Raw genomic sequence first — 26,095 nt, forward strand, 5'->3', positions numbered from 1 at the left:
ATGGTCTTGTCATGGTCACATTGAAGGTGCTCGGCTCGTTCCGGGTCGAAGTCGACGGCCGTCCCGTCGATGTGGGCGGTCGGCTCGCCCGGATGGTCCTGGTCCAACTGCTGCTCGCCCGTGGGGCGGTCGTGCCGACGGAGCGGATCATCGAGCGGTTGTGGCCGACCCGCATCCCGTCGAGCGCCCAGGCATCTCTTCACGCCTACATCGCGCGTCTGCGGCGCGCCCTCGAACCGGGACGCGCGCCGCGCACGCCTGCGCGGCTCCTGGTCAGCGCGCCCTACGGCTATGCCCTCGCCCTGGAGCCGGACGCGGTCGACGCCTGGGTGTTCGAGGGCCGCGTGATGGCCTGCTCGGCGCCGGAGTTGCCCGCCCACGTCGCCGTCGACGGCCTGGCCGAGGCGCTCGGCTCGTGGGGCGGGCAGCCGTACGCCGAGTTCTCGGACGAGTCGTGGACCGCCGGCGAGCGCGCCCGCCTGGACGAGGTGCACCGCACCGCCCGCGAACGCCTCGCAGCGGCACGGCTGGCCGGCGGGCAGGCCGCGCAGGCCCTCGCCGACGCCGGCGCGCTGACCCGGGAGCAGCCGCTGCACGAGGAGGGCTGGCGGCTGCTGGCCCTGGCGCTGTGGGCCCGCGACCGCCAAGGGGACGCCCTGGCCGCGCTGCGGCAGGCCCGGCACGTCCTCGGCGAGGAACTCGGCGTCGAGCCCGGGCCCACCTTGGTGGAACTGGAGCAGGCCCTGCTGCACCAGCGCCTGGAGGTACTCCACCGGGCGACCGGGACACCCGCCGCGACCACCGAGCCCCCCGAGGCGGCCGCTTCCGCCTCGGCACCGGCGCGGGCCGCGATCGCGCCTGTCGGACGCGGGGGCGGGGGCGGGACGCCGACGACCCTGACGGCGGACCGGCTCCTGGGCCGTGACGGGGAACTGGCCGGGCTCGCCGCCGCCGCGGACCGGGCACGGGGCGGCCGGGCGCAGGTGGTCCTGATCTCCGGAGAGGCCGGTATCGGCAAATCGAGCCTCCTGGGGGCCGCCGTACGTCAACTGCCGGCGCAGGACTGGCTGGTCGGGTCCGGACAGTGCCCGGAGACCGACGGCGCCCCGCCCGGCTGGGCCTGGTTCGACATGCTGCCGGGCCTGGCGCAGGCCGCGCCACCGGGCCCGTACGCCGGTGAGCTCGCCCCGCTTCTGGCTCCGGGCACGGAGAGGGACTCCGGGCTGCCGGAAGGCAGCCCGGCCCGGCGCTTCCGCCTGCACAGGGCGCTGCTCGGCTGGCTCCGCGACACGGCGCTGCGGCGGCCGCTCGCGATCGTGCTGGACGACCTGCACCGCGGTGACCGGGAGAGCATCGAGCTGTTCCTGCTCTGCGCCGAGCAGCTGCGCGACGTACCGCTGCTCCTGGTGGGCTCGTACCGCACCGGTGAGGGCGATCTGACCGGTGCACTGGCACGGCTCGCCGCCTGCTCGCCCGTACGGCTGGCGCTCGGCGGACTGTCGGACGCCCAGGCGAAGGAACTGCTGCGGCGGGGCGCGGCCGCCATGAGCGACCACGCCGCGACGGCCCTGGCCGAACGGGCCGGGGGCAACCCCTTCTACCTGCGCGAGAGCTCGCTCCTGCTGGCCGGTGAGGGCGAGCACCAGGCGCTCGCCCGCGTCCCGCAGGGCGTCCAGGACGTACTGCGGCGACGGCTGGCCCTGCTCGCACCGACCGTCACGGCCGGATTGCGGCTGGCGGCCGTCGCCGGGCGCGAGGCTCCGGTCGCCCTCCTCGTCCACGCCGCGGACGGCGGCGGCGAGCAGCTCCTCGACGCCCTGGACGCGGGCGTCACCGCCGGACTGCTCACCGAGCCGCGTCCGGGCACGGTCCGCTTCACCCACGCCCTCGTTCGGGACGCCCTGGAGGGCGACCTCACGCGCCTGCGGCTGGCCCGGATGCATTCCCGCCTGGGCAGGAGCCTGCTCGCCCTCGGCTCGGACGACGTCGCCGCCACCGCCCACCACCTCCTGCAGGCTGCCGCGGTCGTGACCGCCGACGCCGGGCCCGCGGTCCGTCACGCCCGGCTGGCGTGCGAGCAGGCGGTGCGCCGCTACGCCCCGCAGAACGCCGAGGCCCTCCTGAACGCGGCCCTCGGCCTCCTCGCCGACCATCCGGCCGCCTTCGCCGACCAGGATGCGGCCCTGTTGCGGGTGATGCTGCTGGGGCAGCTGGTGGACTGCCGGATCCGGATGGGGGCCGTGGTACCCGCCCGCGAAGCCCAGGAACAGGCCGTACGGGTGGCCCGCGCGGAGGGCCGGGCCGACCTGCTGACCGCCGCCTACACGACGTGGACCGAGCCGACGCCCTGGCGCGTCCGCCCGTACGCGGCGTCCGACCCGGAAGCCGTCGAGGAGCTCGGGGAACTGCTGGAGGACCCGGCGCTGGCCGACCGGCAGCGGTGCCTGCTCCTCGACCAGCTGTCCGACGCACTCGACGACACCGATCCCCGCGCGGGGGCCGTGGCGCGCCGCGCCGTGGAACTCGCCCGGACCGTGGACGAGCCCCGCCTGCGGGGCCTCACCCTCACGTCGCTGCTGCGCAAGGTCGACGTCGAACTCGAACCCGTCGCCTACCTGGAGCTCCACCGGGAACTCGCCGAGGTGGCCGACACCCAGGACAGCCCCGAGTACTCCTGGATGAGCGCCTACGTCGCCGCCCGGATCGCCGCCGCCCGCAACGACCCGGCGGAGATGGAGCGGTGCCTCGTACGAGCGGACGAGATCGCCCGCAGGTACGAGCTCCAGGGCGCGTTCGCGGTGGCCAGGCTCCGCCACCCCATGCTCGCCATGGCACAGGGGCGTTTCGACGAGGCGGAGCAGGCCCTGGGGACGGCGGTGGCGGAGCTGCGGGCACGGGGGGCGGTGGACCTCAGCGGGCTGGCCGCCCTGAGCGTCGGCTGCATCCGCCTGCAGCAGGGCCGGCTCGCCGAGATGCTGCCCGTACTGCTGGCGGTGTGGGAGCAGTACAAGCCGCACAACGAATCCCTCGCCGCGCTCGCGCTGCTGGCCGCCGGCCGGCCCGAAGAGGCCCGGGAGATCTTCGGCCTGCGCGTACCCCTCCGGCGCGACTTCGCCTTCCCCATCCTGGCCGGGATGCGCGGCATGGCCGCCATCGCCTTCCACGACACGGCGGCGGCCACCGAGGTGTACGAGGACCTGCTGCCCCTGCGGGGGCTGGCGGGCGGCGCGAGCAGCCTCAGCCTCGTCTTCCGGCCCGTCGCGCAGACCCTGGGCGAACTCGCCCGGTTCCTGGACCGCCCCGAACAGGCCCGGCGCCACTACCTCGAAGCCGCGAGGGTGGCGGCCGCGTGGGACTCGCCCCTCTGGGCGGACGCAGCGCAGGCCGGGCTGGCCGGCCTGCCGCCGGAGCCCGCGTAGGCGGTGCCCCTACGGCAGGGGCGGCCGGTACGCCGGCGGTGACCCCCGCATGCTCGGGCCGGGCCGTCGCCTCGCTGGCCGCCGACCCCGACATCATGGCCAAGACCGGACGGGCCCTGGCCACCTGGGGCCCGTACCAGGAGTACGGCTTCACCGATGCCGACGGCACACAACCGGACTTCGCTGCTCACTGGGCCAAGAACCTGGAGGAGCAGTACCGACCGCTCGGAGATCCGCTGTAACCCTGACCGGCAAGGGCGACGGACAGCTCTTGGATGCCGCCGGTTCTGTACCGCGACTACTCACACCCGAGTTCGGCCATGAACTCCGCCGCGAGGTCGAGGAACTCCTCGGGCGAATCCGTCGTCAGCTGGAGGTCCACGAGCACCTCGTCGGTCTCCGCCGTGCACATCACCCCGAGGTGGTCGCAGATCTGGCGCACGGTCCCGCGGTGATGGGTCTCCGCGGGGTCGGCGTCGGCCGCGGTGACGTCGGGGTTCACGCGGAACACCCGGCGCAGTGCCGCCGGGTCGCGCCCCGCCCTCTCGGCGGCCTCGGTGGCGACCGCCCAGAGACCGTCGAGGTAGGGCAGCGGCATCGACGCGGCGAGCCAGCCGTCGGCACGCCTGCCGACCCGCTCCAGGGCGTGCGGGGTGAATCCTCCCAGCAGGATCGGCGGCCTCGGGCTCTGGAGGGGCTTGGGCAGCACGGTCGACTCGGGAATCGTCCACAGGGGGCCGGTGTGGACGACCCGGTCGGACCGCCATACGGCGTCGAGGACGTCGAGGGTCTCCTCCAGCCGCGCGCCGCGCCCCTGCCAGGGCACGCCGGCGGCCATGTACTCCTCACGCATCCAGCCCAGCCCGATGCCCACGTCCAGGCGGCCGTGGCTGATCAGGTCGAGGGTCGTCAGCGCCCGGGCGAGCACGAGGGGCGGCTGCCACAGGGCGTTGAGCGTGCTGCTGCCGAGCCGGACCCGTTCCGTGGCCGTGGCCGCCACGCCCAGGGCGAGCAACGGGTCGAGATGGGTGCCGTACCGGACGGGCATCGGCTTCCCGCCGGGATATCCCTCGGCGGGGGTGAGCGGTGCCAGGAGCCGGTCGGCCACCCAGAGACTGTGACACCCCAGCGTTTCCAGCGCGGCGCACATGCCGGCGGTGCGGTCGGGGTCGGCGAAGGGGCCGAACTGGGGGACGGAGAATCCGATGCGCATCGGTGCGAGTTCCTCCATGGGTACGTGCGGTACGGGACGGGGGCGTGGCAGTGACGGCACGTCAGGCAGCGTTGCGTCGTCGGCCACGGATCCGGTCGGTCTCGCGGCGGTACTGCCGCTGCCCCAGAAGCCGCCACAGCACCCGGGCCGGGACGGGAAGCCGGGCCAGGAACTCCTGGCGCTCCTGCGGCGAGCTGTCCTCCAGGATGGCGCCCAGGGCGATCATCAGCCGGTTCCGGGGCGTCTCGGCCAGGCCCCGCTCGCCCACCGCGTGCCACTGCTCCTCGTTCACGTGGAGCGCGACCAGCGGCATGACCTCCCGCTCCTCCTCGTCGAGATGGGCGCACAGCTGCCGGTGGTGCAGGCGCAGCGCGTCGGCGAGCTCGTCGCGGTCCTCGGGCAGGGCCTGTGCCTGCCACCGGTCCATCAGCCGCTGCACCTCGGCGATCCCCTCGTCGAGCTCGCGGTGCTGCGCCTCCATCGCCAGGACCTGCTCGGCGTCGAGATCCAGGTGGGGCAGCAGCACCGGCCAGAGCATCTCGTCCTCCCCGGTGTGGTGGGCGTGCAGGCCGATGGAGTACAGCCGCCAGTGCTCGGCGAGGATCCGGGAGCGGTCGGTGTCGGCGGGCCGCACCTCCTGAACGAGTTCGGCCAGCAGGCGCGACTCACGGCGGAACACCTGGTGGATCATCGCCATCTCGCGGGTGTAAGGGTGAACGGAAGTGTTGCTCGAAGTCATGACACCCAGCCTGCGGACCCCGGTTGCAACCCACTTGCACTCGACTTGCCCCGCCCGGCAACGGTGGCCGGGACGCAGGGGGTGTCCACTCCTTCGCGAGGCCGTTGCCGCCCGGGGAGTTCTTGGCCGGCCGGACGCGACGGACCAGGCCCCGCTATCCGATCCCGAACTGACCGGGATGACACACCAGCAAGCCCACCAACGAGATCAAGACGACGTGTTGATGATCTGCAAGCCCTCAGGAGGCGGGCCTGCCGGCCAGTTTCCTTTCCCAGAACACTTCATCGCGCCATGCGCCGTCGGCGTAGAAGTGTTCATGGGCGATGCCCCAGGAACTGAATCCGTGCCTGCGGAGGATCGCCTGAGACGCGACGTTCTCCAGTTGGGTGTGTGCCTCCAGTCGGTGGAGGTTCAGCTCGTCTTCGGCGATCCGCAGTGCGAGGCCGACGGCACGGCTCGTGTGCCCGAGTCCCTGGTGGAGCGAAGAGACCCAGTAGCCGAGGAATCCCTTCTGGAACGGGCCGCGCAGGATCGAGCTGATGCCGACCTGCCCGATGACGGTCTCGTCGGAGACCACGACGCCGGGCCACGCGAGACCCTGGCCATGGGAGGCCAGAAGGGATTCGATGACCGAGGCTTGCCCGTCGGGCGTGTAGAACTCTGCGGGCCTCGCGGGCAGCCAGCGCGCGTACGCCTGCTTGTCCCGGGAGAGCAGGCCGGCGAGTGCCGGGCCGTCGGAGGGTTCGATCAAGCGAATCGACGTGGAGCTCACGGGTGTTCCGCCGTCTTGTCAGCCGCGGTGGTCGGTCGGTCGCGCGGGAGTCTTACGGCGATGGCCAGCTGGGGCATGGACAAGCCGAGGTCTGAGGCGTCCTCGCCGAACTCGACGACGCGCTTCGGCACATCGTACGCCGCCGGCCATTTGGGAGGCCTCACGGCCCCGGCCGGGCCTCCCGGTTTCCGGTCAGGCGGGCCAGGCCGTCCAGGACGCAGCGGAGGCCGAAGGCCCAGACCCCATCCGGGTCGTAGGCGCCCGCCGCGCTGCCCACTCGGCTCGCGAGCGGGTAGCGCTCGGGGTCAAGGCCCGCTCCAGCAGCGGTGCGCTGACGGCCCACCACTCCTCGTCGCTCTGGCGGCTGTTGTGCTCGGCGGCGTCGGCCGCGGCCAGCGCGTTGGCGTGGACGAAGCCGAGGAGGTGGGTCAGGGCGGCGTCCATCTCGGTGTCGGTGAGCCCGATGCCGTCGAAGGCCGCCAGCTCGCGCTCGTACTTGGCGATCACGCCGGGGCCCAGCGGAGGGCGGGTGACGGAGAGGTCGGCGATCCAGGGGTGGCGGCCGAGCAGGTCGCGGTTGTCGTCGGCGACGCGGGTGACCTTCACCGGCCACCCCTCGCCGGGGTCCGCCTCCCGGCGGTCCATGCGCCGGTACGCCTCGTCCAGCATGAGGTCGAGCAGCTCGGCCTTGCCGGGACGTAGGTGTAGAGGGTCATCGGCGTCACCCCGAGCCGCTGGGCCAGCGCCCGCGTGGTCAGTGCGGCCAGCCAATCCGCGTCGGCGAGGGCGATCGCGGCGCGGACCACGGCGTCCACGCTGAGTCCCTGCCGCGGGCCGCGCCGCCCGGGCCGCGGCTCCTGCCCGGGCTCGCGCCACAGCAGCTCCAGCGTGCGGACGGGATCGCCCGCACCGCGCTGGTCCTTCGCCATTTCCGGCCCCTCCGAGCATGCGGCCAACAATTCACTACAACGTATAGAGTACAGTGTAGAAAGTAAGCTCGAGACACCGCCACCGCGAGGAGTTCCGTGCAGATCGCCGCCGACAGCCATCAGGTCATCCAGGTCCGCGGGGCCAGGGAGAACAACCTCGCGGACATTTCCCTCGACATACCCAAGCGCCGGCTCACCGTCTTCACCGGGGTGTCGGGTTCCGGGAAGTCCTCCCTCGTCTTCGGCACCATCGCCGCCGAGTCGCAGCGCATGATCAACGAGACGTACACCGCCTTCGTCCAGTCCTTCATGCCCAGCCTGGGCCGGCCGGACGTGGACGGGCTGCACAACCTGAGCGCGGCCATCGTCGTGGACCAGGAGCGGATGGGCGCGAACTCCCGCTCCACCGTGGGCACCGCCACCGACGCCTACACCATGCTGCGGATCGTCTTCTCCCGGCTCGGCGTACCCCACATCGGCACGTCCACCGCCTTCAGCTTCAACGCCCCCGACGGGATGTGCCCGCGCTGCGAGGGCATCGGCCAGGTCTCCGACATCGACGTGGACCAGCTCGTGGACCGCGAACTCTCGATCAACGAGGGCGCGATCACCGTGCCGGGCTTCGCCGTGGACTCCTGGTACTGGCAGATCATGGCCAATTCCGGCTTCTACTCGGCCGATACGAAGCTCAAGGACTTCTCCGAGCGGGAGTGGGCCGACTTCCTGCACAGGAGCCCGGTGAAGGTGAAGGTGGGGTCCAACAACTTCACCTACGAGGGCCTGATCACCAAGATCCAGCGGACGTACCTGTCCAAGGACCGCGAGTCCATGCAGTCGCACATCCGGGCCTTCGTGGACCGCGCCGTGGTGTTCACCGACTGCCCCGACTGCGGCGGCGCCCGGCTCTCCGCGGCCGCCCTCTCCTCCCGCATCGACGGGGTGAACATCGCCGAGTGCTCGGCGATGCAGATCAGCGACCTCGCCGCCTTCGTCCGCCGGATCGACGACCCGGGCGTGGCACCGCTGCTCGCGAACCTCCGTGACCTGCTCGACTCCCTCGTCGAGATCGGGCTCGGCTACCTCAGCCTGGACCGCCCGTCGGCCACCCTCTCCGGCGGTGAGGCCCAGCGGGTGAAGATGGTGCGCCACCTGGGATCCTCGCTCACGGACATCACGTACGTCTTCGACGAGCCGACGACCGGACTGCACCCGCACGACATCCAGCGCATGAACGACCTGCTGCTGCGGCTGCGCGACAAGGGCAACACCGTCCTCGTCGTCGAGCACAAGCCCGAGGTCATCGCCATCGCCGACCACGTCGTGGACCTGGGTCCGGGCGCGGGCACGGCGGGCGGACAGCTCTGCTACAGCGGGGACGTGGCCGGGCTGCGCACCTCCGGCACGCTGACCGGCCGTCACCTCGGACACCGGGCGCGGCTGCGGGAGCCGGTGCGCGCCCCGCGCGGCCACCTGTCGGTCAAGGGCGCCGATCTGCACAACCTGAAGGACGTCAGCGTGGACGTGCCGCTGGGGGTGCTGGCGGTGGTGACCGGGGTCGCGGGCTCCGGGAAGAGTTCGCTGATCCACGGGTACCTGGCCGGGCGGGACGGGGTGGTGGTGGCCGACCAGTCGCCGATCCGCGGTTCGCGCCGCTCCAACCCGGCGACGTACACGGGCCTGCTGAACCCGATCCGGACCGCCTTCGCCAAGGCCAACGGGGTCAAGGCGGCGCTGTTCAGCGCCAATTCGGAGGGCGCCTGCCCGAAGTGCAACGGCCTCGGACTGGTCTACACGGACCTGGCGATGATGGCCGCGGTGGCCTCGGTCTGTGAGGAGTGCGAGGGCCGGCGGTTCACGCCGGAGGTACTCACGTACCGGCTGCGCGACAAGAACATCAGCGAGGTGCTCGACATGCCGGTGGCGGAGGCGTACGAGTTCTTCACCACCGGGCAGGCGCGCGCGATCCTGGGCCGGCTCGCCGACGTGGGGCTGGGATATCTGCGGCTCGGCCAGCCGCTCAACACGCTGTCGGGCGGCGAGCGCCAGCGGCTCAAGCTCGCCATCAACATGGCGGAGAAGTCGTCCACGTACATCCTCGACGAGCCGACGACCGGGCTGCACATGGCCGACGTGGACAAGCTCCTCGCCCTGCTGGACCGCCTCGTCGACAGCGGGAACTCGGTGATCGTCATCGAGCACCACCAGGCGGTGATGGCGCACGCGGACTGGCTGATCGACATCGGCCCGGGCGGCGGCCACGCGGGTGGCGAGGTCGTCTTCGAGGGCACTCCGGCCGCCCTGGTGGCCGGGTCGGACACGCTGACCGCCCGGCACCTGCGGGAGTACGTCGGCTCGTAGGCCGGCCGCGTTCGGCCCGGGGCGCGCGGGGAGAAACGGGCGAACGGGACGCCCCGGCGCGCCCCGGCTCAGCCGAAGGTGAGCTCGCCCGCGCCGAGCGGGGCGAAGAACCGCTCCACGTCCGCGTCGGTCACGTCCCCCAGGGCGGGCGGCGACCAGCGCGGCCGGCGATCCTTGTCGACGACCTGGGCCCGGATGCCCTCCACCAGGTCGGGGGAGGGCAGGGCGTTGCAGGAGACCCTGAACTCCTGGGCCAGCACCCGCTCCAGCGAGTCGAGCGCCGCCGCCCGGCGCACGGCGGCGAGGGTGACCTTCAGCGCGGTCGGGGACTTGGCCAGGATCGTCTCGGCGGCCTCCTTGGCGGCCGGCTCGCCCTGGCCGAGCAGCCGGTCCACGATCTCCTCGACGGTGTCCGCGGCGTAGCAGTGGTCGATCCAGGCCCGCCGGTCGGCGAGGTCACCGGGCGGCGGCGCGGCGGCGTACCGGGGCAGCACCTCGTCGACGGGGGCCGCGGCGAGCCCGGCGGTCAGCTCGGGGAGCCGCGCGGCGGGGACGAAGTGGTCGGCGAGCCCGCACAGCAGCGCGTCGGCTGCGCCCACGGCCGCGCCGGTGAGGGCGAGATGGGTGCCGAGCCGGCCCGGTGCGCGGCCGAGCAGCCAGGTCCCGCCGACGTCGGGGACGAAGCCGATGCCGGTCTCGGGCATGGCGACGCGGGAGCGTTCGGTGACGACGCGGACGCGGCCGTGGGCGGAGACGCCGACACCGCCGCCCATCACGATGCCGTCCATAAGGGCGACGTAGGGCTTCGGGTAACGGGCGATGCGGGCGTTGAGGCGGTACTCGTCGCGCCAGAAGTCCGCGGACGCGGTGCCCCCGGCCTTGGCGTCGTCGTGGATGGCCCGGATGTCGCCGCCCGCGCACAGGCCGCGCTCACCGGCGCCGCGGATCAGCACCTGGTCGACGGCGGGGTCCTCGGCCCAGCCGGTGAGGGCCTCGTCGATCCGCAGCACCATGGGGTGGGTGAGGGCGTTGAGGGCCCTGGGCCGGTTGAGGGTGACCACCCCGGTCCGGCCCTCGATGTCGAACAGCACTGTGTCGTCTTCGGTCTTCACACCGGTCAGTATGTAGCGTGAACCCCATGCGGAAGATCGTCCTCATGATGGGGGTCTCCCTCGACGGATACATCGAGGGACCCGAGCGGCAGATCGACTGGCACGTCGTCGACGACGAGCTGCACCAGTACTTCAACGACGAACTCCGCACGATGGGCGGATTCCTGAGCGGCCGCGTCACGCACGAGCTGATGGCCGATTTCTGGCCGACCGCCGACGCCGACCCCGCGATCACCGGGCCGATGGCCGAGTTCGCCGGCATCTGGCGACCCATGCCGAAGTACGTGTACTCGCGCACCCTGCCCCAGGGCGAGACCGACTGGAACACCACGGTCGTGCGGGACGTCGTACCTGCGGAGGTCGCCGCGCTCAAGGCGGCCCCGGGCGGGGACCTGGCACTGAGCGGAGCCGATCTCGCCGCCTCGTTCCTGCGCCACGACCTCGTGGACGCGTACCACATCTGTGTGCACCCGGTGCGGATCGGGCGCGGCAAACCGCTCTTCCTGCCCCTCGACTACGGCCCGACGCCGCTGCGCCTCGACGCCACGCGCACCTTCGGCAACGGCGTCGTACTCCTGCGCTACGGCCGCCCGTAGGCCCCGGGCGTCTGCCCGAAGGCCTTGCGGAAGACGTCGATGAACGCACTCGCGGACGACCAGCCGCAGCGGTGCGCGACCGCCGTCACCGGAGTGCCCACCGCCAGCAGCCGCAGCGCCTGGTGCAGTCGCAGCTGGGTGCGCCACTGCGGGAAGGTCATGCCCAGCTCGGCCCGGAACAGCCGGCTCAGCGTCCGCTCCCCCGCCCCGGCCCCCGCCTGCGCGGCGAGCGCGGCCAGCCCGCGCGGGTCGGCCGGATCGGCGTGCAGGAGCGCGCACACCGCCGCGAGCCGCGGATCGGCCGGGGCGGGCAGGTGCAGCGGCTGGAGCGGCGAGGCCCGCAGCTGGTCGAGGAGCACCCCGAGCAGCCGGCGCCGCTCGGGGCCGGTGTCCTCGGGGGCGCGCGTGTAGGCAAGGATCAGCTCGCGCAGCAGCGGGCCGACCGCGATCACGGCCGGCCCGTCCAGGGACAGCGGGTTGAGCCGGGTCGGCAGGCCGACCGAGTGCAGGTCGGTACGGCCGAAGGCGCGGTGTTCGTGCACGGTCCCGGCCGGGATCCACAGGGCCCGGGTCGCGGGGGCCACCCAGGTGCCGGCGTCGGTGGTGATGGACAGGACCCCGGAGCCCGCGTAGGCGATCTGATGGTCGTCGTGGCGGTGCGGATCGATCCCGACGTCGGTGTCGAGCTCGCGGATGCTGGTCGCGGCCCGCGGTGTGTGGCGGATGCCCAGCTGGCGGTTTTTCTGCATCACCAGGCAATTTATCGGAAGCGCGACGCCCTGGGCGAGGGCGATTCTCGACCGGTGAAGTCAGTGATCAGAACAACTCCGGTCCGGCGCCGTACCGCCGCCCTCGCGGCGGGCCACTCGTGCGTGGACGTCTACCAGGGCGCCGTCGCCGCGCTCGTCCCCTTCCTCGTGGCGGAGCGCTCGTACGGATACGCCGCCGCGTCCGGCATCGTGCTCGCCGCCTCGCTGCTCTCCTCAGTGGTCCAGCCGCTCTTCGGGATGCTGGCCGACCGCCGCCAGGCGCCCTGGCTGATACCGGTCGCCACCGGCGCCGCCGGGCTCGGCATCGCACTGGTCGGGCTGGACGCCGGCTACCCGGCCACGGTAGCGGCCGTGGCCCTCTCGGGTCTGGGCGTCGCCGCCTACCACCCGGCGGCCGCCCGGCTGGTGCGCGCCACGGTGGGCGGGCCCGGGCACACGGCGATGAGCTGGTTCGCGCTCGGCGGCAACATCGGCTTCGCCTGCGCGCCGTTGCTGGTCGTCGGCGCCCTGGCGGTGCCCGGGCCGGCCGGCTGGTGGCTGCTGGCGCTCCCGGCCGCGCTCGGCGTCCTCCTGGGCCGGCCGCCCGCCCCCACCGGCGCGGCCGCCTGCCCCGCCGCCCGGGCGGAGAAGGCCACCGCGGCCGCCCTGGGGGAGAACCGGCCCGCTTTCCTGCTCCTCTCGCTCGTCGTGATCGTCCGTTCCGTCGTCTTCATCGGCCTGAGCACCTTCATCGCCCTGTACGTACGCGAGCGCGGCGGCGGTGAAACCGCCGGCGCCGTCGCGCTGTTCGCCCTGTTCGCGGGCAGTGCGGGCGGCACGCTGCTCGGCGGCCGGCTGGCCGGGCGCTGGGGCCGGGTGACCACGGTCCACCGCGCGTACGCCGCCGCCGTGCCCGCCGTCGCCGGGATCCTCTTCCTGCCGCTGCCGCTGGTGTACCCGTGCGCGGCGCTGGCCGCCGCCGCGCTCTACGTGCCCTTCTCGCTCCAGGTCACCCTGGGCCAGGACTACCTCCCCACGCGCATGGGCACGGCCGGCGGGGTCACGCTCGGCCTGACCGTCAGCGTGGGCGGCCTGGCCGGCCCGCTCATCGGCGCCGCGGCCGACGCCACGTCGCTGCGCGTGGCGCTGCTGCCGCTGGCCGTCCTGCCGGTGCTCGCGTGGGCGCTGGCCCGGCGGCTGCCCGAGCCGGTACCCGCACCGGTTCCTGAGGGTCGCCACGGCGGGTGAACCCGGGCTCCGTCGGGCGGCGGGCGGTCCCGGATGCGCAAGGACCGGCTCCCGCGCCCGTCAGTCGCGGGGGCGGGCCCGGTGGGCCCGCCAGGCGGCCAGGGCCTCGGTGCGGGCGCCGTCGGGGTGGCGGGCGTGCCAGTCGCGCAGGAATCGGTTGAACTCGAACTGGGCGGCGACCTCCTGCGGCTGCGCCGCCTGTGCGCGGGTGGCGTGCCAGTGGGCGACGGCCTCGGAGAGGGTGCGGCCCGCGCCCTGGGCCACGTACTCCCGCATGAAGGCGTCGAAGTGGAATCCAGGTCCGATCTCCCGGACGAAGAACTCCCGGAGCACCTGGCTGCACCGCTGCCCCGGCGGGATCACGGTCGCGCCGTCGACGGGGGCGGCGAGCTGGCGGCCGCCCCTGCGGGCGGTGGGGGCCGGGGACGGGGCGGGTCCGGGCGGCAGGCCGTCGAGCGCGGCGGTCAGCCGGGCCGTGACGGCGGCCTTGCCGCCCCCGGCCGACAGGCCCATCTCGCGCGCCAGCGCACTCAGCTCGGCCAGCGTCCAGTACCAGCGGGCCAGCTCCGCACCGGTCAGCGCCGGGGTCAGGGCAGGCCGGGATTCCCCGATATTCGCACTCATGTTCCCATTCTAGATCCTTGCAGCCTTGGCTGAATGTCCAATAATGTCGGGAAATGACCGCTGACCCGACCCGCCTCGCTCTCGGCGAGGCCACCGCCCTGGTCCTCATCGACCTGCAGAGGGGCATCCTGGACCTTCCCATCACCCGGCCCGCCACCGACATCCTCAAGAAGGGGATCGCACTCGCCGAGGCGTTCCGCGCCCGCAAGCTGCCCGTGGTCCTCGTCAAGGTGGCCTGGTCCCCCGACGGCGGCGACCTGCCCACCGCCAATGTGGACCGCCCGGGCCCGGCCGCGGCCCCGCCCGCCGCGTTCTCCGAGATCCCGGCAGACCTCGCCGCCCTCGCCGACGTGGTCGTCACGAAGCGCCACTGGGGCGCCTTCACCGGTACCGAGCTGGACCTCCAGCTCCGCCGGCGCGGCATCCACCAGATCGTCCTGGCGGGCATCTCCACCAGCGTCGGCGTGGAGTCCACCGCACGCACGGCCTGGGAGCTCAGCTACGACCTGGTCTTCGTTGAGGACGCCACCGCCGACACGGACCCCGACTCCCACGCGCACAGCTTCGGCAAGATCTTCCCGCGCATCGGGAAGGTCAGCGCTACCGACGAGGTCATCGCGGCTCTGGATCCCGGGCCCCGTTCCCGACCGGGTCCCTGACCGCCGCCGGGGCGGCCACTTCCAGCCAGACGCATTTGCCCTCCGGCTTGGGCTGGGAACCCCAGCTGCGCGCCAGACGGTCCACGATCAGCAGCCCGTGCCCGCCGGGCCGGCCCGCCTGCGAGGGCGAGCGCGCCGGCAGGGGGACCGGCGGCGCCGGGTTCCCGTCGGTCACCTCGATCCGCAGCCGTTCGTCGTCGCAGTCCAGCAGCAGCGCGCTCGGCCCGCCGCCGTGCAGGCAGGCGTTGGCCACCACCTCGGACACCAGCAGCAGTACGTCCTCGGCCGTGTCCCGCCCCTCCGGTGTGGCGGCCGGGAGCCAGTGCCATGCGGCCAGCGCCCGGCGCGCGAATTCACGGCTGCGCGTCACGACATCGGTGGCCCCGTCCAGTACCAGGTACCAGGTCCGGTCGGGTGACCCCCGCTCTTCCATGACGGTCAGACTCCTCCGTGTCGACGTGACGTGGCGCATCCAGGGGCGCGTCCGGGGACGCATCCGGTGGCGAAGGTGGCGAATACGGTGGCGCATCCGGACTCCGCGCTGCCGCGTGCGCGCGCAGCCGACCCGCCGGGCTAGCCCGGTGGGCCGCTCGCCCGGCCCAGTGCTTCCGCCACATCGGCGTGCACGGGGAAGACCCCGTCCGCGCCGGTGATGTGGAACATCCGGGCGACCGACCCGCGCAGCCCGGTCAGTTCCAGGCTGCCGCCGGCCTCCTGGGCCGAGAGCCGGCTGTGCAGCAGCACGTTCAGCCCGGTGGAATCGCAGAACCCCAGTCCCGACAGGTCCACCACCAGTCGGCCACCCTGGGTGACCGCCGCGTCGAGGGCGTCACGCAAGGGCTGCGCCGTGTCGTGATCCAGCTCCCCCGCCAGCTCAAGGACGACGGCTCCGTCCACGCTCTGCACCGCGACGGTGAAGCGTTCGTTGTCCGCTCCCGGAATCATCCGGCATCACCCTTCCGTCCTGCTTCCTGCACCTTCCCAGAAGCCACGGGGATACGCCTCATCCGCGCACGATGTGGGACGCCTAGGACGGGGGCGGGGGCGGGGGCCGGCCGGCCCCGCAAGCGCCGCGCCCAGGGGCCGTCGCGTGGCGGCCGGATTCGGTCCGTCCGGCCCCGATTGGCCTGTTCCGGCTGGTGACACGCGGTCCGATGACCCGTATCCATGACGTGCGTACCCGGGGGGATTCCGGCTCGCACGTCGACCGACAGCACTGGCGCCCTGGGGCGCAGACACGACATGGGGTGGCACTCGGTGTTAGCCAAACGGGCGAGATCCACGACGGCCTACGGTGTTCGGCACGCTCCTGGCGCGGACCGCCCCAGGTACCTGATCCTGGGCCCGGTCGAGGTGCACCTCGCGGGCCGCCCGTGCACTCCCACGGCGCTCAAGCGCCGGGCCCTGCTCGCCCTCCTGCTGCTGCACGCCAACAAGACCTTCTCCGTGGACACCCTGATCGACGAGCTCTGGGACGGCCGGCCGCCCCGATCCGCGGTGGCCACCCTGCAGATGTACGTGTCGGGGCTGCGCCGGACCCTGGACCCCGGGCACAGCCGGGGCGGCCGGGACCCCCGGCAGCACCCCCTGCTGCGTACGGCCGGTTCCGGGTACATGCTGCGCGTGGGTCCGGGAGAACTGGACCTCGACGGCTTCCGCAAGGCGGCCGCCCTCGGCCGCGGCCTGCTGGCCTCCGGGGACTGCCACGGAGCGGGAGAGGCGTTCCGGGACGCGCTGGCCATGTGGCGCGGGTCCCCGCTGGGGGGCCTGGGCCAGGCGGGATTGCCCGCGCACTACGGCGTCCGGCTGGAGGAGGAACGGCTGGCGCTGATACACGACCGGATCGGCGCGGACACCTGTCAGGGCCGCGCCCGCGAGGTCGTCGGCGAGCTGGAGGAGCTCTGCGCCCGCCATCCGCTGCGCGAGGCGTTCCACGAGCAGTTGATGCTGGCCCTGGCCGACACCGGGCGCCGGGCCGAGGCGCTGGACGCGTACACCCGCGCGCGGCGCGAGGTCGTGGAGAACATGGGCATCGAGCCCGGTCCCGCGCTCCAGGCGGCGCAGCGCACGCTGCTGGGCGGCGGGCGGCCCGCGAACGCCGGGCACGAGCGGTGCCGCCGGGGGTAGGGGCCGCGTCAGCCCAGCCGCCAGTCGAGCCTGCGCCGGAAGTACACCAGCGGCTCGCCCTCGCTCAGGACGCACTCCCCGACCTCGCCCACGAGGATCACGTGGTCGCCGTGGGGGAACACCGCCCCGGCCCGGCAGTTCAGGTACACGGGCACGCCGAGCAGCCGGGGCACCCCGTCGTCCCAGCTCCAGCGGACACCGGTGAACTTGTCCTCCGCGCCGCCGGCGAACACCGCGGCGAGGTCGGTGTCCCCGGCGCCGAGCAGGTGGACGCCGAAAGCCGTACCCGGGCGCGGGTCAAGCTCGCGGCAGGTCCGTGAGCTGCGGGCAAGCGCCACCAGCACGGAGGGCGGCCGCACGCTGTACGAGCAGACCGAGGACACCAGCAGTCCGCACGGCCGGCCGTCGGCCCGCCGTGCGGACACCACGGCGACCCCGGACACCAGGCGTGACATCGCCTCGGTGAACAGCTCCGCCGTCTCGCTCCGGCCCTGCGGGGCCCGGCCCTGCCGCAGGCTCATCGCCCCTACCCGGCCGCGAGCAGGCAGGAGTCCCGGTGGCTGAGCGCGTCGGGGTCCTCGGTGGCGGCGAACACCGCGTCGAAGTCCGCCGCCGCCTCGGTGAAACGGCCCGCCGCCTCGTGGACCACGGCCCGGTTGAAGCGGAACTCGGGACGGTCGGCGAGCTCCACCGCGCGGTCGAAGTCCGCCGCCGCGGCGGCCAGGTCACCCGCGGAGTAGGCGAGTTCGGCCCTGACCGCCCAGGCCTCGGCCAGCTCGGGATCGCTGCGCAACGCGGCCTCGACGGCGCGGACCGCTTCCGCCGGCCGCCCGTCCTCGGCCAGCAGGCGCCCTTGCAGGCACAGCAGATGCGGGTGCTCGGGGGCCAGCGCGAGTCCGGCGGCCACGCTCTGAAGCGCCGCGTTCGTCTCACCGAGGTCGTCCAGCACGCCGGCGCGTCCGAGCAGCGCCGGGGCGTGCCCGGGGTCGAGCTCCAGGGTGCGGTCGAAGTCGGCGAGCGCACCCTGGGCGTCGCCCAGTTCCATCCGGGCGTCGCCCCGGTTGTAGTACGCCTCGGGGAAGGGCGGTTCGAGGCCGAGCGCCGTCTCGTAGTCGGCGATGGCCTCTTCGGTGCGGCCCAGTTTGCGCAGGATGTTGCCCCGGTTGAAGTAGTGGTCGGCGAAGTCGTTGTCCGCGTCCATGATCTCGGCGTAGTCCTCCAGGGCCGCCTCCAGCCGGCCGCTCATGCCGTTGACCTGGGCCCGGTTGTAGCGCAGCCCGACGCGGTGCCAGGTGCGCTCGCCGAGGCCCAGTTCCCGGTCCAGCCTTTCCATGCCTTCGTCGAGCAGCCGGAGCGCCTCGTCGGGCCGCTTGGCCCGGACCTCCACCAGGGCGAGGCCGTTGCGGTTGAACACCGAGTAGAAGGCGCGCTCCTTGGGGTCCGGCAGCAGGTCCGCGATGGCGATGGCCTGGTTGACCCAGGCTCGGGCCTTGCGCTCGTCGCGGCGTTCCTCGGGGTAGTGGCGGGCGTAGAGCATCCCGATCTCGTAGGCGAGCTTCATGTGGTGCGCGGGGTCGATGGTGGCGGTCCGCGCCTCCTCCTGGAGGACCGCCGACTCGTCGGGGCGGCCTGCGGCCGCCAGGCACACCCCGGTCTCCCGGATGAAGATCCACCACAGGTCGGGGCGTTCCGCCGGGTCCACGGCCAGTCGGCCCGCCTCGCCCAGTTCCGCGGCCGCGTGGTAAAAGCCCAGGTACTTGCACCGGCCCAGGGCCCACCGCAGGGCGTCCAGTCCCGCGCCGCCGGGGTCGCCGCCGCGCATGAGGTGGTACGGCAGGGCGCCGAGCCTGAGCGAGGACTCGCCCGCTTCCGCCCGCTCCGTCAGGTCCGCGGCCCGCCGGTCGTGCAGGGCGGCCCGCTCGGCGGGGGCCAGCTGCTCGTACGCGCGGAGCAGCGCGGGGTCGTCGTCGGCGCCGTCGGCGTCCACGTACCGCTGAGCCGCCGCGGGACCGGCGGGCACGGCGTCGGGGACGGGGGCCTGGGCCGGGGCCGAGCCGGTGATCCTGGTCGTGTGCGCGCCGAGTGCGGCGGGCAGCGAAACGGACAGCGTGCCCGGCGGATCGGCCAGTTCCCCGGTGCCGGTGCACACCACGATGGTGAGCAGCCCGGCGGGGATCCTGCGCACTGCGGCCGCCAGGAACTCCTGGTCGGTGGCATCGGCGTGCTGGACGTTCTCCACGACCAGGGTCCGCGGCCCGTCGCCGGCATCGGCCAGCGCGGTGAGGAGGAAGTCGACCAGGCCGTGCGAGACGCGCAGCGAGTGCAGCCGCGCCGGGTAGCGGCTGACCTCGCCCGGGGCCGCCGACTGCTGTTCCAGGGCGCGGGTGATCGCCGGTACCAGAGGCTTCAGCTCCGGGGTGCTCTCCTGGAGTTCGATGTAGTGGCGGTCGGCGAGGGCGGGCCGGCGGCGGAGCGCTTCCGGGGCCACGGCCCGGAGCAGGGTGCCGGCGGCGGTGTACGGGCCGCGCAGCCGCCGGTGCGCGTCCACGGACGCGAGGAGGGGAGGCAGTTCGAGGCCGGCCCGCAGCCGGTCACGCTCCGCGCGCTGCGGAGCGGAGATCCAGTAGTGGCCGCTCATGGGCCTGCCTTTCACATAAGTGGCCGTCGGGAGCCCCGTCCGGGCGTTCCCTCAGGCGATGACGTGGTCGAGCCGGGACCGCCGGCTGCGCAGGCGCTCCCTGACGGCGATCCAGAGGGCGAGGCCCACCTGGGCGAAGGTCAGCAGCAGGAAGACCGAGGAGTCGAGCAGGAGGACCCAGTCCGCTCGGTGGCCCGCACCGAAGCGGTCGAGCGAGGCTGTGATCATCTGCAGGAAGACCGGGCCGAGCCCCAGCAGGAACGTGCTCAGGCTGATCGTGTACCCGACGAGGATCAGCCAGGAGTACCAGCGCGCCGCCCGCCGGTCCACGGGGTGCCACGTGCCCTCGTCCACCAGCAGGTGGGTCCGCCCGAGGAGCCGGTTGAACCGGTTGCGGAGCAGGCGCACTGACGTGGTGTGCAGGTCCACGCAGCCGAGCGCGGTGGTGATCAGCACGTAGACGTCGGTGCGCAGATAGAGGAAGAACTGCCAGAGCAGCCGGATGACCGCGGCGAACGCCACGGCCAGGCACACCCGGCCGACGAGCGCGGCCCCGCCGCCCGGTCCCAGGGCGTCGGCCACCGTGATCAGCAGGCTGATCAGGACGACGTCGGCGACCATCCCGGCCAGGATCGGCAGGTAGCGCTTGCGGCGCTCCACCGCGACCAGGCCGTCCAGTGAGGTCTCGACCACGAGGAAGTAGAAGCGGTACGACATCCGGGTCCGGGAACGGATGCCGAGGCGGCGGCCGGCCAGGGCGTGGAACAGTTCGTGGACGGCGATGAGCGGCACGGCGACGATCAGCAGGACCACGTTGATCACCGCGTAGTAGTCGCTGAACAGCAGGTCCCGCGCCGTCGGTACGAGGTCGGGCTCCAGCAGCATGCGCAGCACCGCCCAGGCCGTGATCGCGCCGTAGCAGACCCAGGCGGCCGGCGAGAACAGGGCCCGTCCGAGCCGCTGCCAGCGCACCGGCTCGGCCGCGGCCGGTTCCTCGTCCGCCGCGCGGACGAAGCCGAGTTCGTACAGGGCCTCGACGACGTCCGCGACGTCGGCGCGCTCCCCGTACTCGGCTTCGTACCAGTCGGCGGCCTGTGCGGGTGTGGCCCCCTCCTGCAGGCGGCGTACCAGCTCGGCGCCGTCCGGCGGGAAGATCGCGTACGAGTCGGTGTCCTGACGGCCGATGGTGACCTCGCCGCCGTCCTCCAGGTAGACCAGCGGGTGGAGCGCCAGCGGCGCGTCGTCGGAACTGCGGAGATCTCGGTCCGCCATGGCGCTGCTCCCTCTCTGCCTGCTCTCCCGGGCGGCATCGGGCCCCGGCCGCGGCGGGGGCCCGATGCCGGACTCACCTGACGCGAGGTCAGGCGGGGTTCGGGTAGACCGAACAAGCGGAGGACGTGAGGCGGACGGGGCCGGCCTTACGAATCTGGATCTTCTTCATCTGTGCACCTCCTTCGCAGGATCGGGGGCTGTGCTCCCATCCTGGAGAGGGCCTCCAAAACTTCTCCATACGTCCGCCAAATTCCCTTCACACGGCTGGAGAGGCCGTGGAAGGGAGGGGGCAAGGGGCGGGCGGCGGGACGCGCGCTGTCAGGTGCGCTGTCCCGCCGCCCGCGTTCTCAGGAGGCCGTGACGCGAATCGCGTCGGCCTGCTCGCCGGCCCGGGTGAGGGCGACGGGTGCGGTGGACGGCGGGGCCGGGGTGGCCAGCCAGCCCAGCAGGGCCTCACCGCGGGTGACGACGACGGCGGCGGAGCCCGCCGGGAGGTACAGCTCCCACCCGCCGTCGGGGCCGGTGACCCGGTCGTCGCCGTCGGTCGGGTTGAAGGCGCCGGTGATCCGTACGGCGCCCGGGCCGGTCCGGCCGAGTACGAGCGCCCGCCGGTGCTCGGACGTGCAGCGCGGTGCGCCCGCCGACGGCAAGGCGGCCACGAAGGCGGCGACCGCACCGTCGGCCGGGACGTCCGCGGCGAGCCTCAGCTCGCCCGGCGTCCCGGGCTCGTCGGACGCTGCACCGTGCGGCGCTCCGGCGCGCAGGATCCCGACGGGGATCCCCTGGCCGTCGCCGCTCCGCCGGGGGTGCTCGTCGAGCCATCCCAGGCCGATCAGCCTGCCGTGCTCGCGCAGCTGTTCGTGTACGGCGTCGGCGAGTTCCCCGAGCGCGGTCCGGCCGTCGCGCTGCCAGGCACCGGTCTCGGGCAGGGCCCGGTCGAGGAGGACCAGCGCGTCGCGTTCCGGCTCGCTGTCGAGGAGCAGGCCTCCGAAGCGGTCGAGGAACGCGGCCAGCAGCCGCAGCCCTTCGGCGTTCGCGGTGTGTGCGCCGGCCTCGGTGAGCGGGGCTCCCGGGCAGTACGGGGGCGCGTGCAGGGCCGGGTCGACGCCTTCGGCGCGCAGCCCCGCGGGGTCCATGTCCACGAGGCCGCCCCAGCTGCCCGCGGCGCAGGCGGTGTAGACGCTGACCGTGGTGGAGCCCAGCAGCAGCGCCAGCAGCGCGTTGAACACCGGGGTGCGCGGCTGGGCGTAGGTCTCGTCGGTCCAGGTGAAACCCCAGTTGGCCTCGACCACATCGGTACCGCCGAGCATGATCCCGGTCAGGTGGGAGGAGAAGGCCGCGGTGTCGCGGGCCGGGTTTCCCACCCACTCGGTGTGACCGGCCAGGTGGCGGGAGCCCTGGACCGCGCGCTGCCGGGCGGCCCACGCGTCGAGGGCTCCCGGAGCCGTGGTGCTCGCCAACGGTACGTTGGCCAGCCGGGCGGGGCCGGCCGGGAAGAGGTCGCAGATCCGGTCCCACAGGCCCACGATGGCGTGGCCGCACCACTCGGACCAAAGGGCCCGCAGGGTGCCGCTCCACCGGTCGAGGTCCTGGGCGGCCAGTGCGGCCTCGTCGGTCAGGCCGCGCTCGGTGAGCCACTGCGCGAAGGCCTCCCGGGCGGCCGGTGAGGCGTCCTGGGCGTCGACGCGCAGGCCCGCCTCGCCGGCCATGCCCTCGTTGCCGAGCTGGAGCGCGACCACCGGTCCGTGGGGCGCCGCGGCCTTGGCCACGACCTCGTCGGCGACGGCGCGCAGCCAGGTCTCGGCCTCGGCCGCGACCGCCGGGTCGAGCAGGCTGGGCAGCGGCTTGTCCTGGGAGGTGAGCACTGCGCCGTCCAGGCCGCGGTACGGGTTGTACGGGGGCCCGCAGAGCCGGTCGGGCAGCCCGCCGAGCTGGACCTCGGCGTGGATGAAGGGGCCGGGTTTGAGGAGTACGGCCAAGTCCGCCCGGGCGGCCAGCTCCAGGAATCCCGTCACATCGCGCTGCGGGTCGGTCCTGCCGGTGAAGTCGAAGGTCCGCTCCGCGCCTTCACCGGTCTCGTGGAACCGCCACGGCAGGTAGCAGGACACGACGTCGACGCCGAGGCGGCGCAACTCCCGCAGGTTCGAGGCCCAGTTGGCGGGGTCGGCCCGGTAGTACGGGTACTCGCCGACGACGACGGGACGGCCGGCGCCCGGGACCAGGGCGTCGTTGATGCGGGTCATGCCGCCGCCTCAGGGTGCGGGGGTACGAGGACGACCTTCAGCGCGGTGTACCGGGCGCCGGGGAGGGCGGCGAGGGCCCTGAACGCCTCTTCGTGCTCGGCGAGGGGGAAGCGGTGGGTGACCACACGCTCCAGCGGCAGGGTCCGGGCGAGTTCGATGGCCTTGGGGAAGATCTGGCTGTTGTAGTCCCCCGCGCCGATGATCTGCAGCCCGCGCTGGAGCAGGCTCAGCGGGCGCACCGTGGCGGAGGCGTTGCTGTTGAAGCCCATGATGACGACCCGGCCGCGCAGAGCGGCGTAACCGATGCTCTGTTCCAGGAGGCTGCCGACGGAGTCGACGACCAGGTCGCCGCGCGCCGCGAGTTCCCCGTCCCCGGGGGTGTGGACGGTGACGCGGCCGCCGAACTCGGGGGCCTCGAACACCTCGTGGTCGAGCTGCCGGCGCACCGGGTCGGGTTCCACCAGCAGCACCCGGGCCCCGTACAGCTGGGCGGCCATGGCGGTGACCACGCCCATGGGTCCGCCGCCGACGACGATCGCCGTCTCACCCGCGACGAGCCGTCCGGCTTCGAGGTTGTTCAGGGCGCAGGCGAGCGGCTCGACGACGACGGCGCGGTCGAAGCTCATGTCGTCGGGTACGGCGTGGCAGAAGAGTTCGGGGAGGCGGATGAACTCCGCGAAGGAGCCGTCGTAGTCCAGGCCGACCTCGGTGCCCGTCTTGTGGCCGCAGAAGTTCAAGTGGCCTTCGAGGCAGGTGGGGCAGTTGCCGCAGTAGAGGGTGGGGTTGACGATGACCCGGTCGCCCACGGCGAAGCGGGTGACGCCCTGACCGATGGAGTCGACGGTCCCGACGGCTTCGTGTCCCATCACCACGCCGGTCTCGGCGGGGAACTTGCCCACGAGCACGCTGCGGTCGGTGCCGCAGATGCCGCTCTGTGCGACCCGGATGACGACGTCGTCGGCGCGAGCGGCCTGCGGCTTCGGGTGGTCGACCAGGGCGAGCGTGCGGTCGGGGCCCAGCGTCAGCGCCTTCATGATGTCTTCCTTGTCGCCGGGGTGACGGTGCCGCCGAGGTCCCAGTGGACGGCGTCGAGCAGCTGCTTGTGGAGTTCGGGGGTGGAGGCGGCGATGCACGACTTCTGGTTCATGGGGCCGAGGTCCACGAGTGAGGTGGAGCCCAGGTCGTCGCCGTAGGCGTCGGTGATCACCACGCCGGCGAGGCGGGCGAGGTAGACGGCGGCCGCGATGTCGTAGGGGAAGAGGTGCAGGATCGAGCCGCGGCCCACGCGCCGGAACTCGTCCTCCGTCCGCGGGTGGTCGCGCAGGACCCGGTTGCCGATGTCGACGAAGGCGTCGAGCTGGCCGGTGATGATGCGCGAGATGGAGAAGGTGCTGCTGTTGAAGACGAAGATGCCGCCGGTGTTGGCCGACCGGTCGACCAGGTGGGCGTAGGCCTCGGCCATCAGTCGCATCGGGTGGCCGTTGAACTCGATCGACCAGAACATCGTGGCCAGGTCGGTGTTGCGGCTCAGGCGCGGCACGGGGGTGTGGAAGCCGCCGCTGGAGAGGCCTTCCTGATCGTCCCCGTAGATCCAGGCGCCGCTCTTGATCTCCACCAGCAGGGCGGCGGTGACGTCGGCGAGGGTGGGCGCCCCGTCGCGGTAGGGGGCGGCGGCGATGGACACCATGCCCATCTCCAGCCCGGCCGAGGTGGGGCGGGTGCCGTCGATCGGGTCGACGACGAGGAGCACCTGCGGGTCGGGCGCGAGTTCCACGTACGACCCGTCCTCGGTGTAGAGGGCGAGCGGGATCCCGGTGTGTGCGCGCAGGTGGTCGACCACGGCCCGTTCGGCCACCTCGTCCACGTCGAACTGGGCGTCGCCGCCGGGCGAGTCGCCGTGGACCTGGCGGACGAGGCCGCGGTCCGCGTAGGCGAGGAGTTCGGTGCGGACGTGCTCGCCGAGTTCCGTCAGCAGCTTCTTCAGCTCTTTCATCGGGTCAGCTCCGCGAGGAAGAGGTTCTCCAGTTTGTCGCAGATCTCGTCGGCCTGCTCCATCGTGAGGATCAGCGGCGGACGGATCTTGAGGACGTTGCCGTAGCCGTAGCGCGAGGTGCGCAGGATCAGCCCGTGTTCCATGGCCTTGTCGGCGAGGTGGTTGGTCAGCTTGACGGCGGGCTTGCCGTCGAGTTCGGCGATCTCGAAGCCGATCATGAGGCCGACGCCGCGGACGTCCACGATGGCCGGGTAGCGGCGTTGCATGTCGCGGAGGCGTTCCATGATGTGGTCGCCGGTCCTGGTCACGTTCGCGAGGAACTCCGGCCGGCGCACGATGTCCAGCGTGACGTTCGCGGCGGCGGCAGCGAGGAGGTTGGAACCGTAGGTGAAGGAGTGGTGGTTCGCGGGAAGTCCGGCGAGCCGCTCGTTGGTGAGGATGGCGGCCACCTGCGCGCCCGATCCGCCCAGCCCCTTGGCGGTGGTGATCGCGTCCGGCTCGACGTCGAAGTACTGGGCCGCGAACATGTGGCCGGTACGGCCGATCCCGGTCTGGATCTCGTCGAAGATCAGGGCTATTCCCTGCTCGTCGCAGAATGCCCGGAGTTTTTGCATGTAGCCGTCCGGCGGGACGATGTTGCCGCCGTTCCCGGATATCGGCTCGATCAGGACGGCGGCGACCCGGCCACTGCTGGCGTAGTCGACGAAATCCTCCAGCCGGTCTACGCACATCATTCCGCAGGTGTCCTTCTGCTGCCCGTAGAAGCAGCGGAAGCAATACGGGTCGGGCACTTGCAGGCTGCCCGGGAAGAGGTTGGGGAACGGCTCGCGGCGGAAGGAGTTGCCGGACATCGAGGTCATCATCATCGTCTGGCCGACGTGGCTGCGGAACAGGGTGATGACATCGGACTTGCCGGTGGCGAGCTGGGCCATCTTGATGGCCCCTTCATTGGCGGCCGAGCCGCCGGAAACCTTGGGGTGCACCTTCGTCAGTCCGGCCGGAGAGGTCTCCACGAGCCGCTGGACGAGCCCGTTGACCGGGTCGCTCTGGTAGGAGGAGGTAAGGTGGACCACCTTGTCGAGCTGCTCCTTCATGGCCGCGATGACGGCCGGGTGGGAGTAGCCGAGGCTCAGGTTGAACGTCGCCGACGCGCAGTCGAGGTAGCGCCTTCCGTCCTCGTCGTACAGGTAGACGCCCTCACCCCGCTCCATCTTGCGTTCACTGACGGGGTAATAGAGGTGATCGGTGACAACGGTGCTGGCCATTTTTCCTTCTCACGCAGGTAAGGGAAATACGTCAAGACTGTGAGAGCAATGCATGATTCATCCAAAGAGGCAGGGAACTGGTGGCCGCCGCACCGTTGTTGATTCATCGGTGGCGGCGGCCCGGATTGTTTACCCGTTC

The 26,095-nt window shown here is 72.8% G+C and carries 22 protein-coding genes and 1 pseudogene; 7 read left to right on the plus strand and 16 right to left on the minus strand.

Translation table 11 applies throughout. The annotated features are described in order from the left end of the window. Positions 1–11: 11 nt before the first annotated feature. A complete protein-coding gene (locus ACFYOB_RS22015; protein WP_388561871.1) occupies positions 12–3,419 on the plus strand; it encodes a BTAD domain-containing putative transcriptional regulator in 3,408 nt (1,135 codons plus the stop codon). A gap of 38 nt (positions 3,420–3,457) precedes the next feature. Further along, entirely contained in the window at positions 3,458–3,661 is a 204-nt protein-coding gene (locus ACFYOB_RS22020) for a hypothetical protein (RefSeq protein WP_388561873.1), read from the plus strand. 56 nt (positions 3,662–3,717) lie between these two features. Here the strand turns inward: ACFYOB_RS22020 and ACFYOB_RS22025 are convergent, their stop codons facing one another. The 4 genes and pseudogenes from ACFYOB_RS22025 to ACFYOB_RS22040 form a co-directional block, all read right to left on the minus strand. Then, positions 3,718–4,632, minus strand: coding sequence for a TIGR03619 family F420-dependent LLM class oxidoreductase (locus ACFYOB_RS22025; RefSeq protein ID WP_388561875.1), 915 nt, complete (start codon positions 4,630–4,632; stop codon positions 3,718–3,720). 61 nt (positions 4,633–4,693) lie between these two features. Then, entirely contained in the window at positions 4,694–5,371 is a 678-nt protein-coding gene (locus ACFYOB_RS22030; RefSeq protein ID WP_388561877.1) for a hemerythrin domain-containing protein, read from the minus strand. Between the two features lie 238 nt (positions 5,372–5,609). Further along, entirely contained in the window at positions 5,610–6,122 is a 513-nt protein-coding gene (locus ACFYOB_RS22035) for a GNAT family N-acetyltransferase (protein WP_388561879.1), read from the minus strand. Between the two features lie 181 nt (positions 6,123–6,303). Beyond that, positions 6,304–7,072 (minus strand): annotated as a pseudogene (locus ACFYOB_RS22040) (TetR/AcrR family transcriptional regulator C-terminal domain-containing protein). 96 nt (positions 7,073–7,168) lie between these two features. On the opposite strand from ACFYOB_RS22040, the gene ACFYOB_RS22045 reads away from it, so the two are divergent. After that, on the plus strand, positions 7,169–9,430 hold the full coding sequence (locus tag ACFYOB_RS22045) for an ATP-binding cassette domain-containing protein (protein ID WP_388561881.1): 2,262 nt from the start codon (positions 7,169–7,171) through the stop codon (positions 9,428–9,430). Positions 9,431–9,498: 68 nt separating this feature from the next. On the opposite strand, the gene ACFYOB_RS22050 is transcribed toward ACFYOB_RS22045, so the two are convergent. Further along, positions 9,499–10,542, minus strand: a complete 1,044-nt coding sequence (locus ACFYOB_RS22050; protein WP_388561883.1) for an enoyl-CoA hydratase/isomerase family protein — start codon at positions 10,540–10,542, stop codon at positions 9,499–9,501. A 26-nt stretch (positions 10,543–10,568) separates the two neighbouring features. On the opposite strand from ACFYOB_RS22050, the gene ACFYOB_RS22055 reads away from it, so the two are divergent. Continuing rightward, the gene (locus tag ACFYOB_RS22055; RefSeq protein ID WP_388561885.1) at positions 10,569–11,138 is read left to right on the plus strand and encodes a dihydrofolate reductase family protein; all 570 of its coding nucleotides are present in this window, start codon (positions 10,569–10,571) and stop codon (positions 11,136–11,138) included. Here the strand turns inward: ACFYOB_RS22055 and ACFYOB_RS22060 are convergent. After that, positions 11,123–11,887 carry an AraC family transcriptional regulator gene (locus ACFYOB_RS22060; protein WP_388561887.1) on the minus strand — a complete coding sequence of 255 codons (765 nt, stop codon included), beginning with the start codon at positions 11,885–11,887 and terminating at the stop codon, positions 11,123–11,125. The genes ACFYOB_RS22055 and ACFYOB_RS22060 overlap by 16 nt on opposite strands. Positions 11,888–11,941: 54 nt before the next feature. Between ACFYOB_RS22060 and ACFYOB_RS22065 the strand changes: the two genes are divergently transcribed. Continuing rightward, positions 11,942–13,135, plus strand: a complete 1,194-nt coding sequence (locus tag ACFYOB_RS22065) for an MFS transporter (protein ID WP_388561889.1) — start codon at positions 11,942–11,944, stop codon at positions 13,133–13,135. A gap of 60 nt (positions 13,136–13,195) precedes the next feature. Here the strand turns inward: ACFYOB_RS22065 and ACFYOB_RS22070 are convergent, their stop codons facing one another. Continuing rightward, entirely contained in the window at positions 13,196–13,759 is a 564-nt protein-coding gene (locus ACFYOB_RS22070; RefSeq protein ID WP_388561891.1) for a DUF6434 domain-containing protein, read from the minus strand. 53 nt (positions 13,760–13,812) lie between these two features. On the opposite strand from ACFYOB_RS22070, the gene ACFYOB_RS22075 reads away from it, so the two are divergent. Beyond that, complete coding sequence (locus ACFYOB_RS22075; protein WP_388561893.1) at positions 13,813–14,418, plus strand: hydrolase; 606 nt, start codon at positions 13,813–13,815, stop codon at positions 14,416–14,418. On the opposite strand, the gene ACFYOB_RS22080 is transcribed toward ACFYOB_RS22075, so the two are convergent. Further along, positions 14,372–14,851, minus strand: coding sequence for an ATP-binding protein (locus ACFYOB_RS22080; RefSeq protein ID WP_388561895.1), 480 nt, complete (start codon positions 14,849–14,851; stop codon positions 14,372–14,374). The two genes, ACFYOB_RS22075 and ACFYOB_RS22080, sit on opposite strands and share 47 nt — an antisense overlap. 140 nt (positions 14,852–14,991) lie before the next feature. Beyond that, on the minus strand, positions 14,992–15,363 hold the full coding sequence (locus tag ACFYOB_RS22085; protein WP_388561897.1) for an STAS domain-containing protein: 372 nt from the start codon (positions 15,361–15,363) through the stop codon (positions 14,992–14,994). A 312-nt stretch (positions 15,364–15,675) separates the two neighbouring features. Here ACFYOB_RS22085 and ACFYOB_RS22090 point away from each other — a divergent pair, with 312 nt between their 5' ends. Continuing rightward, the gene (locus tag ACFYOB_RS22090; RefSeq protein WP_388561899.1) at positions 15,676–16,545 is read left to right on the plus strand and encodes a BTAD domain-containing putative transcriptional regulator; all 870 of its coding nucleotides are present in this window, start codon (positions 15,676–15,678) and stop codon (positions 16,543–16,545) included. 8 nt (positions 16,546–16,553) lie between these two features. Here ACFYOB_RS22090 and ACFYOB_RS22095 read toward each other — a convergent pair whose 3' ends face one another. The 7 genes from ACFYOB_RS22095 to ACFYOB_RS22125 form a co-directional block, all read right to left on the minus strand. Next, positions 16,554–17,066 (minus strand): flavin reductase family protein, encoded by a 513-nt coding sequence (locus tag ACFYOB_RS22095; RefSeq protein ID WP_388561901.1) that lies wholly within the window; start codon positions 17,064–17,066, stop codon positions 16,554–16,556. A gap of 5 nt (positions 17,067–17,071) precedes the next feature. Continuing rightward, on the minus strand, positions 17,072–19,183 hold the full coding sequence (locus ACFYOB_RS22100) for a tetratricopeptide repeat protein (protein ID WP_388561903.1): 2,112 nt from the start codon (positions 19,181–19,183) through the stop codon (positions 17,072–17,074). Positions 19,184–19,234: 51 nt separating this feature from the next. Then, entirely contained in the window at positions 19,235–20,455 is a 1,221-nt protein-coding gene (locus ACFYOB_RS22105; protein WP_388561905.1) for a hypothetical protein, read from the minus strand. 347 nt (positions 20,456–20,802) lie between these two features. Continuing rightward, positions 20,803–22,698 carry a beta-galactosidase gene (locus ACFYOB_RS22110; protein ID WP_388561907.1) on the minus strand — a complete coding sequence of 632 codons (1,896 nt, stop codon included), beginning with the start codon at positions 22,696–22,698 and terminating at the stop codon, positions 20,803–20,805. Then, complete coding sequence (locus ACFYOB_RS22115) at positions 22,695–23,732, minus strand: zinc-binding dehydrogenase (protein WP_388561909.1); 1,038 nt, start codon at positions 23,730–23,732, stop codon at positions 22,695–22,697. Before ACFYOB_RS22115 ends, ACFYOB_RS22110 begins: the two co-directional genes overlap by 4 nt. Beyond that, positions 23,729–24,691, minus strand: a complete 963-nt coding sequence (locus tag ACFYOB_RS22120; protein ID WP_388561911.1) for an inositol monophosphatase family protein — start codon at positions 24,689–24,691, stop codon at positions 23,729–23,731. The genes ACFYOB_RS22115 and ACFYOB_RS22120 overlap by 4 nt, the downstream gene beginning before the upstream one ends. After that, positions 24,688–25,956, minus strand: a complete 1,269-nt coding sequence (locus ACFYOB_RS22125; protein ID WP_328928827.1) for an aspartate aminotransferase family protein — start codon at positions 25,954–25,956, stop codon at positions 24,688–24,690. The genes ACFYOB_RS22120 and ACFYOB_RS22125 overlap by 4 nt, the downstream gene beginning before the upstream one ends. Positions 25,957–26,095: the final 139 nt, after the last annotated feature.

Source organism: Streptomyces sp. NPDC006463 (assembly GCF_042870715.1).
GTDB lineage: Bacteria > Actinomycetota > Actinomycetes > Streptomycetales > Streptomycetaceae > Streptomyces.

Excerpts from the sequence above, each read along its gene's own strand:
- ACFYOB_RS22015 (WP_388561871.1), top strand. The coding sequence starts at position 12 with ATGGTCACATTGAAGGTGCTCGGCTCGTTCCGGGTCGAAGTCGACGGC.
- ACFYOB_RS22025 (WP_388561875.1), bottom strand. The coding sequence starts at position 4,632 with ATGCGCATCGGATTCTCCGTCCCCCAGTTCGGCCCCTTCGCCGACCCC.
- ACFYOB_RS22030 (WP_388561877.1), bottom strand. The coding sequence starts at position 5,371 with ATGACTTCGAGCAACACTTCCGTTCACCCTTACACCCGCGAGATGGCG.
- ACFYOB_RS22055 (WP_388561885.1), top strand. The coding sequence starts at position 10,569 with ATGCGGAAGATCGTCCTCATGATGGGGGTCTCCCTCGACGGATACATC.
- ACFYOB_RS22060 (WP_388561887.1), bottom strand. The coding sequence starts at position 11,887 with ATGCAGAAAAACCGCCAGCTGGGCATCCGCCACACACCGCGGGCCGCG.
- ACFYOB_RS22070 (WP_388561891.1), bottom strand. The coding sequence starts at position 13,759 with ATGAGTGCGAATATCGGGGAATCCCGGCCTGCCCTGACCCCGGCGCTG.
- ACFYOB_RS22075 (WP_388561893.1), top strand. The coding sequence starts at position 13,813 with ATGACCGCTGACCCGACCCGCCTCGCTCTCGGCGAGGCCACCGCCCTG.
- ACFYOB_RS22080 (WP_388561895.1), bottom strand. The coding sequence starts at position 14,851 with ATGGAAGAGCGGGGGTCACCCGACCGGACCTGGTACCTGGTACTGGAC.
- ACFYOB_RS22085 (WP_388561897.1), bottom strand. The coding sequence starts at position 15,363 with ATGATTCCGGGAGCGGACAACGAACGCTTCACCGTCGCGGTGCAGAGC.
- ACFYOB_RS22095 (WP_388561901.1), bottom strand. The coding sequence starts at position 17,066 with ATGAGCCTGCGGCAGGGCCGGGCCCCGCAGGGCCGGAGCGAGACGGCG.
- ACFYOB_RS22100 (WP_388561903.1), bottom strand. The coding sequence starts at position 19,183 with ATGAGCGGCCACTACTGGATCTCCGCTCCGCAGCGCGCGGAGCGTGAC.
- ACFYOB_RS22105 (WP_388561905.1), bottom strand. The coding sequence starts at position 20,455 with ATGGCGGACCGAGATCTCCGCAGTTCCGACGACGCGCCGCTGGCGCTC.
- ACFYOB_RS22110 (WP_388561907.1), bottom strand. The coding sequence starts at position 22,698 with ATGACCCGCATCAACGACGCCCTGGTCCCGGGCGCCGGCCGTCCCGTC.
- ACFYOB_RS22115 (WP_388561909.1), bottom strand. The coding sequence starts at position 23,732 with ATGAAGGCGCTGACGCTGGGCCCCGACCGCACGCTCGCCCTGGTCGAC.
- ACFYOB_RS22120 (WP_388561911.1), bottom strand. The coding sequence starts at position 24,691 with ATGAAAGAGCTGAAGAAGCTGCTGACGGAACTCGGCGAGCACGTCCGC.
- ACFYOB_RS22125 (WP_328928827.1), bottom strand. The coding sequence starts at position 25,956 with ATGGCCAGCACCGTTGTCACCGATCACCTCTATTACCCCGTCAGTGAA.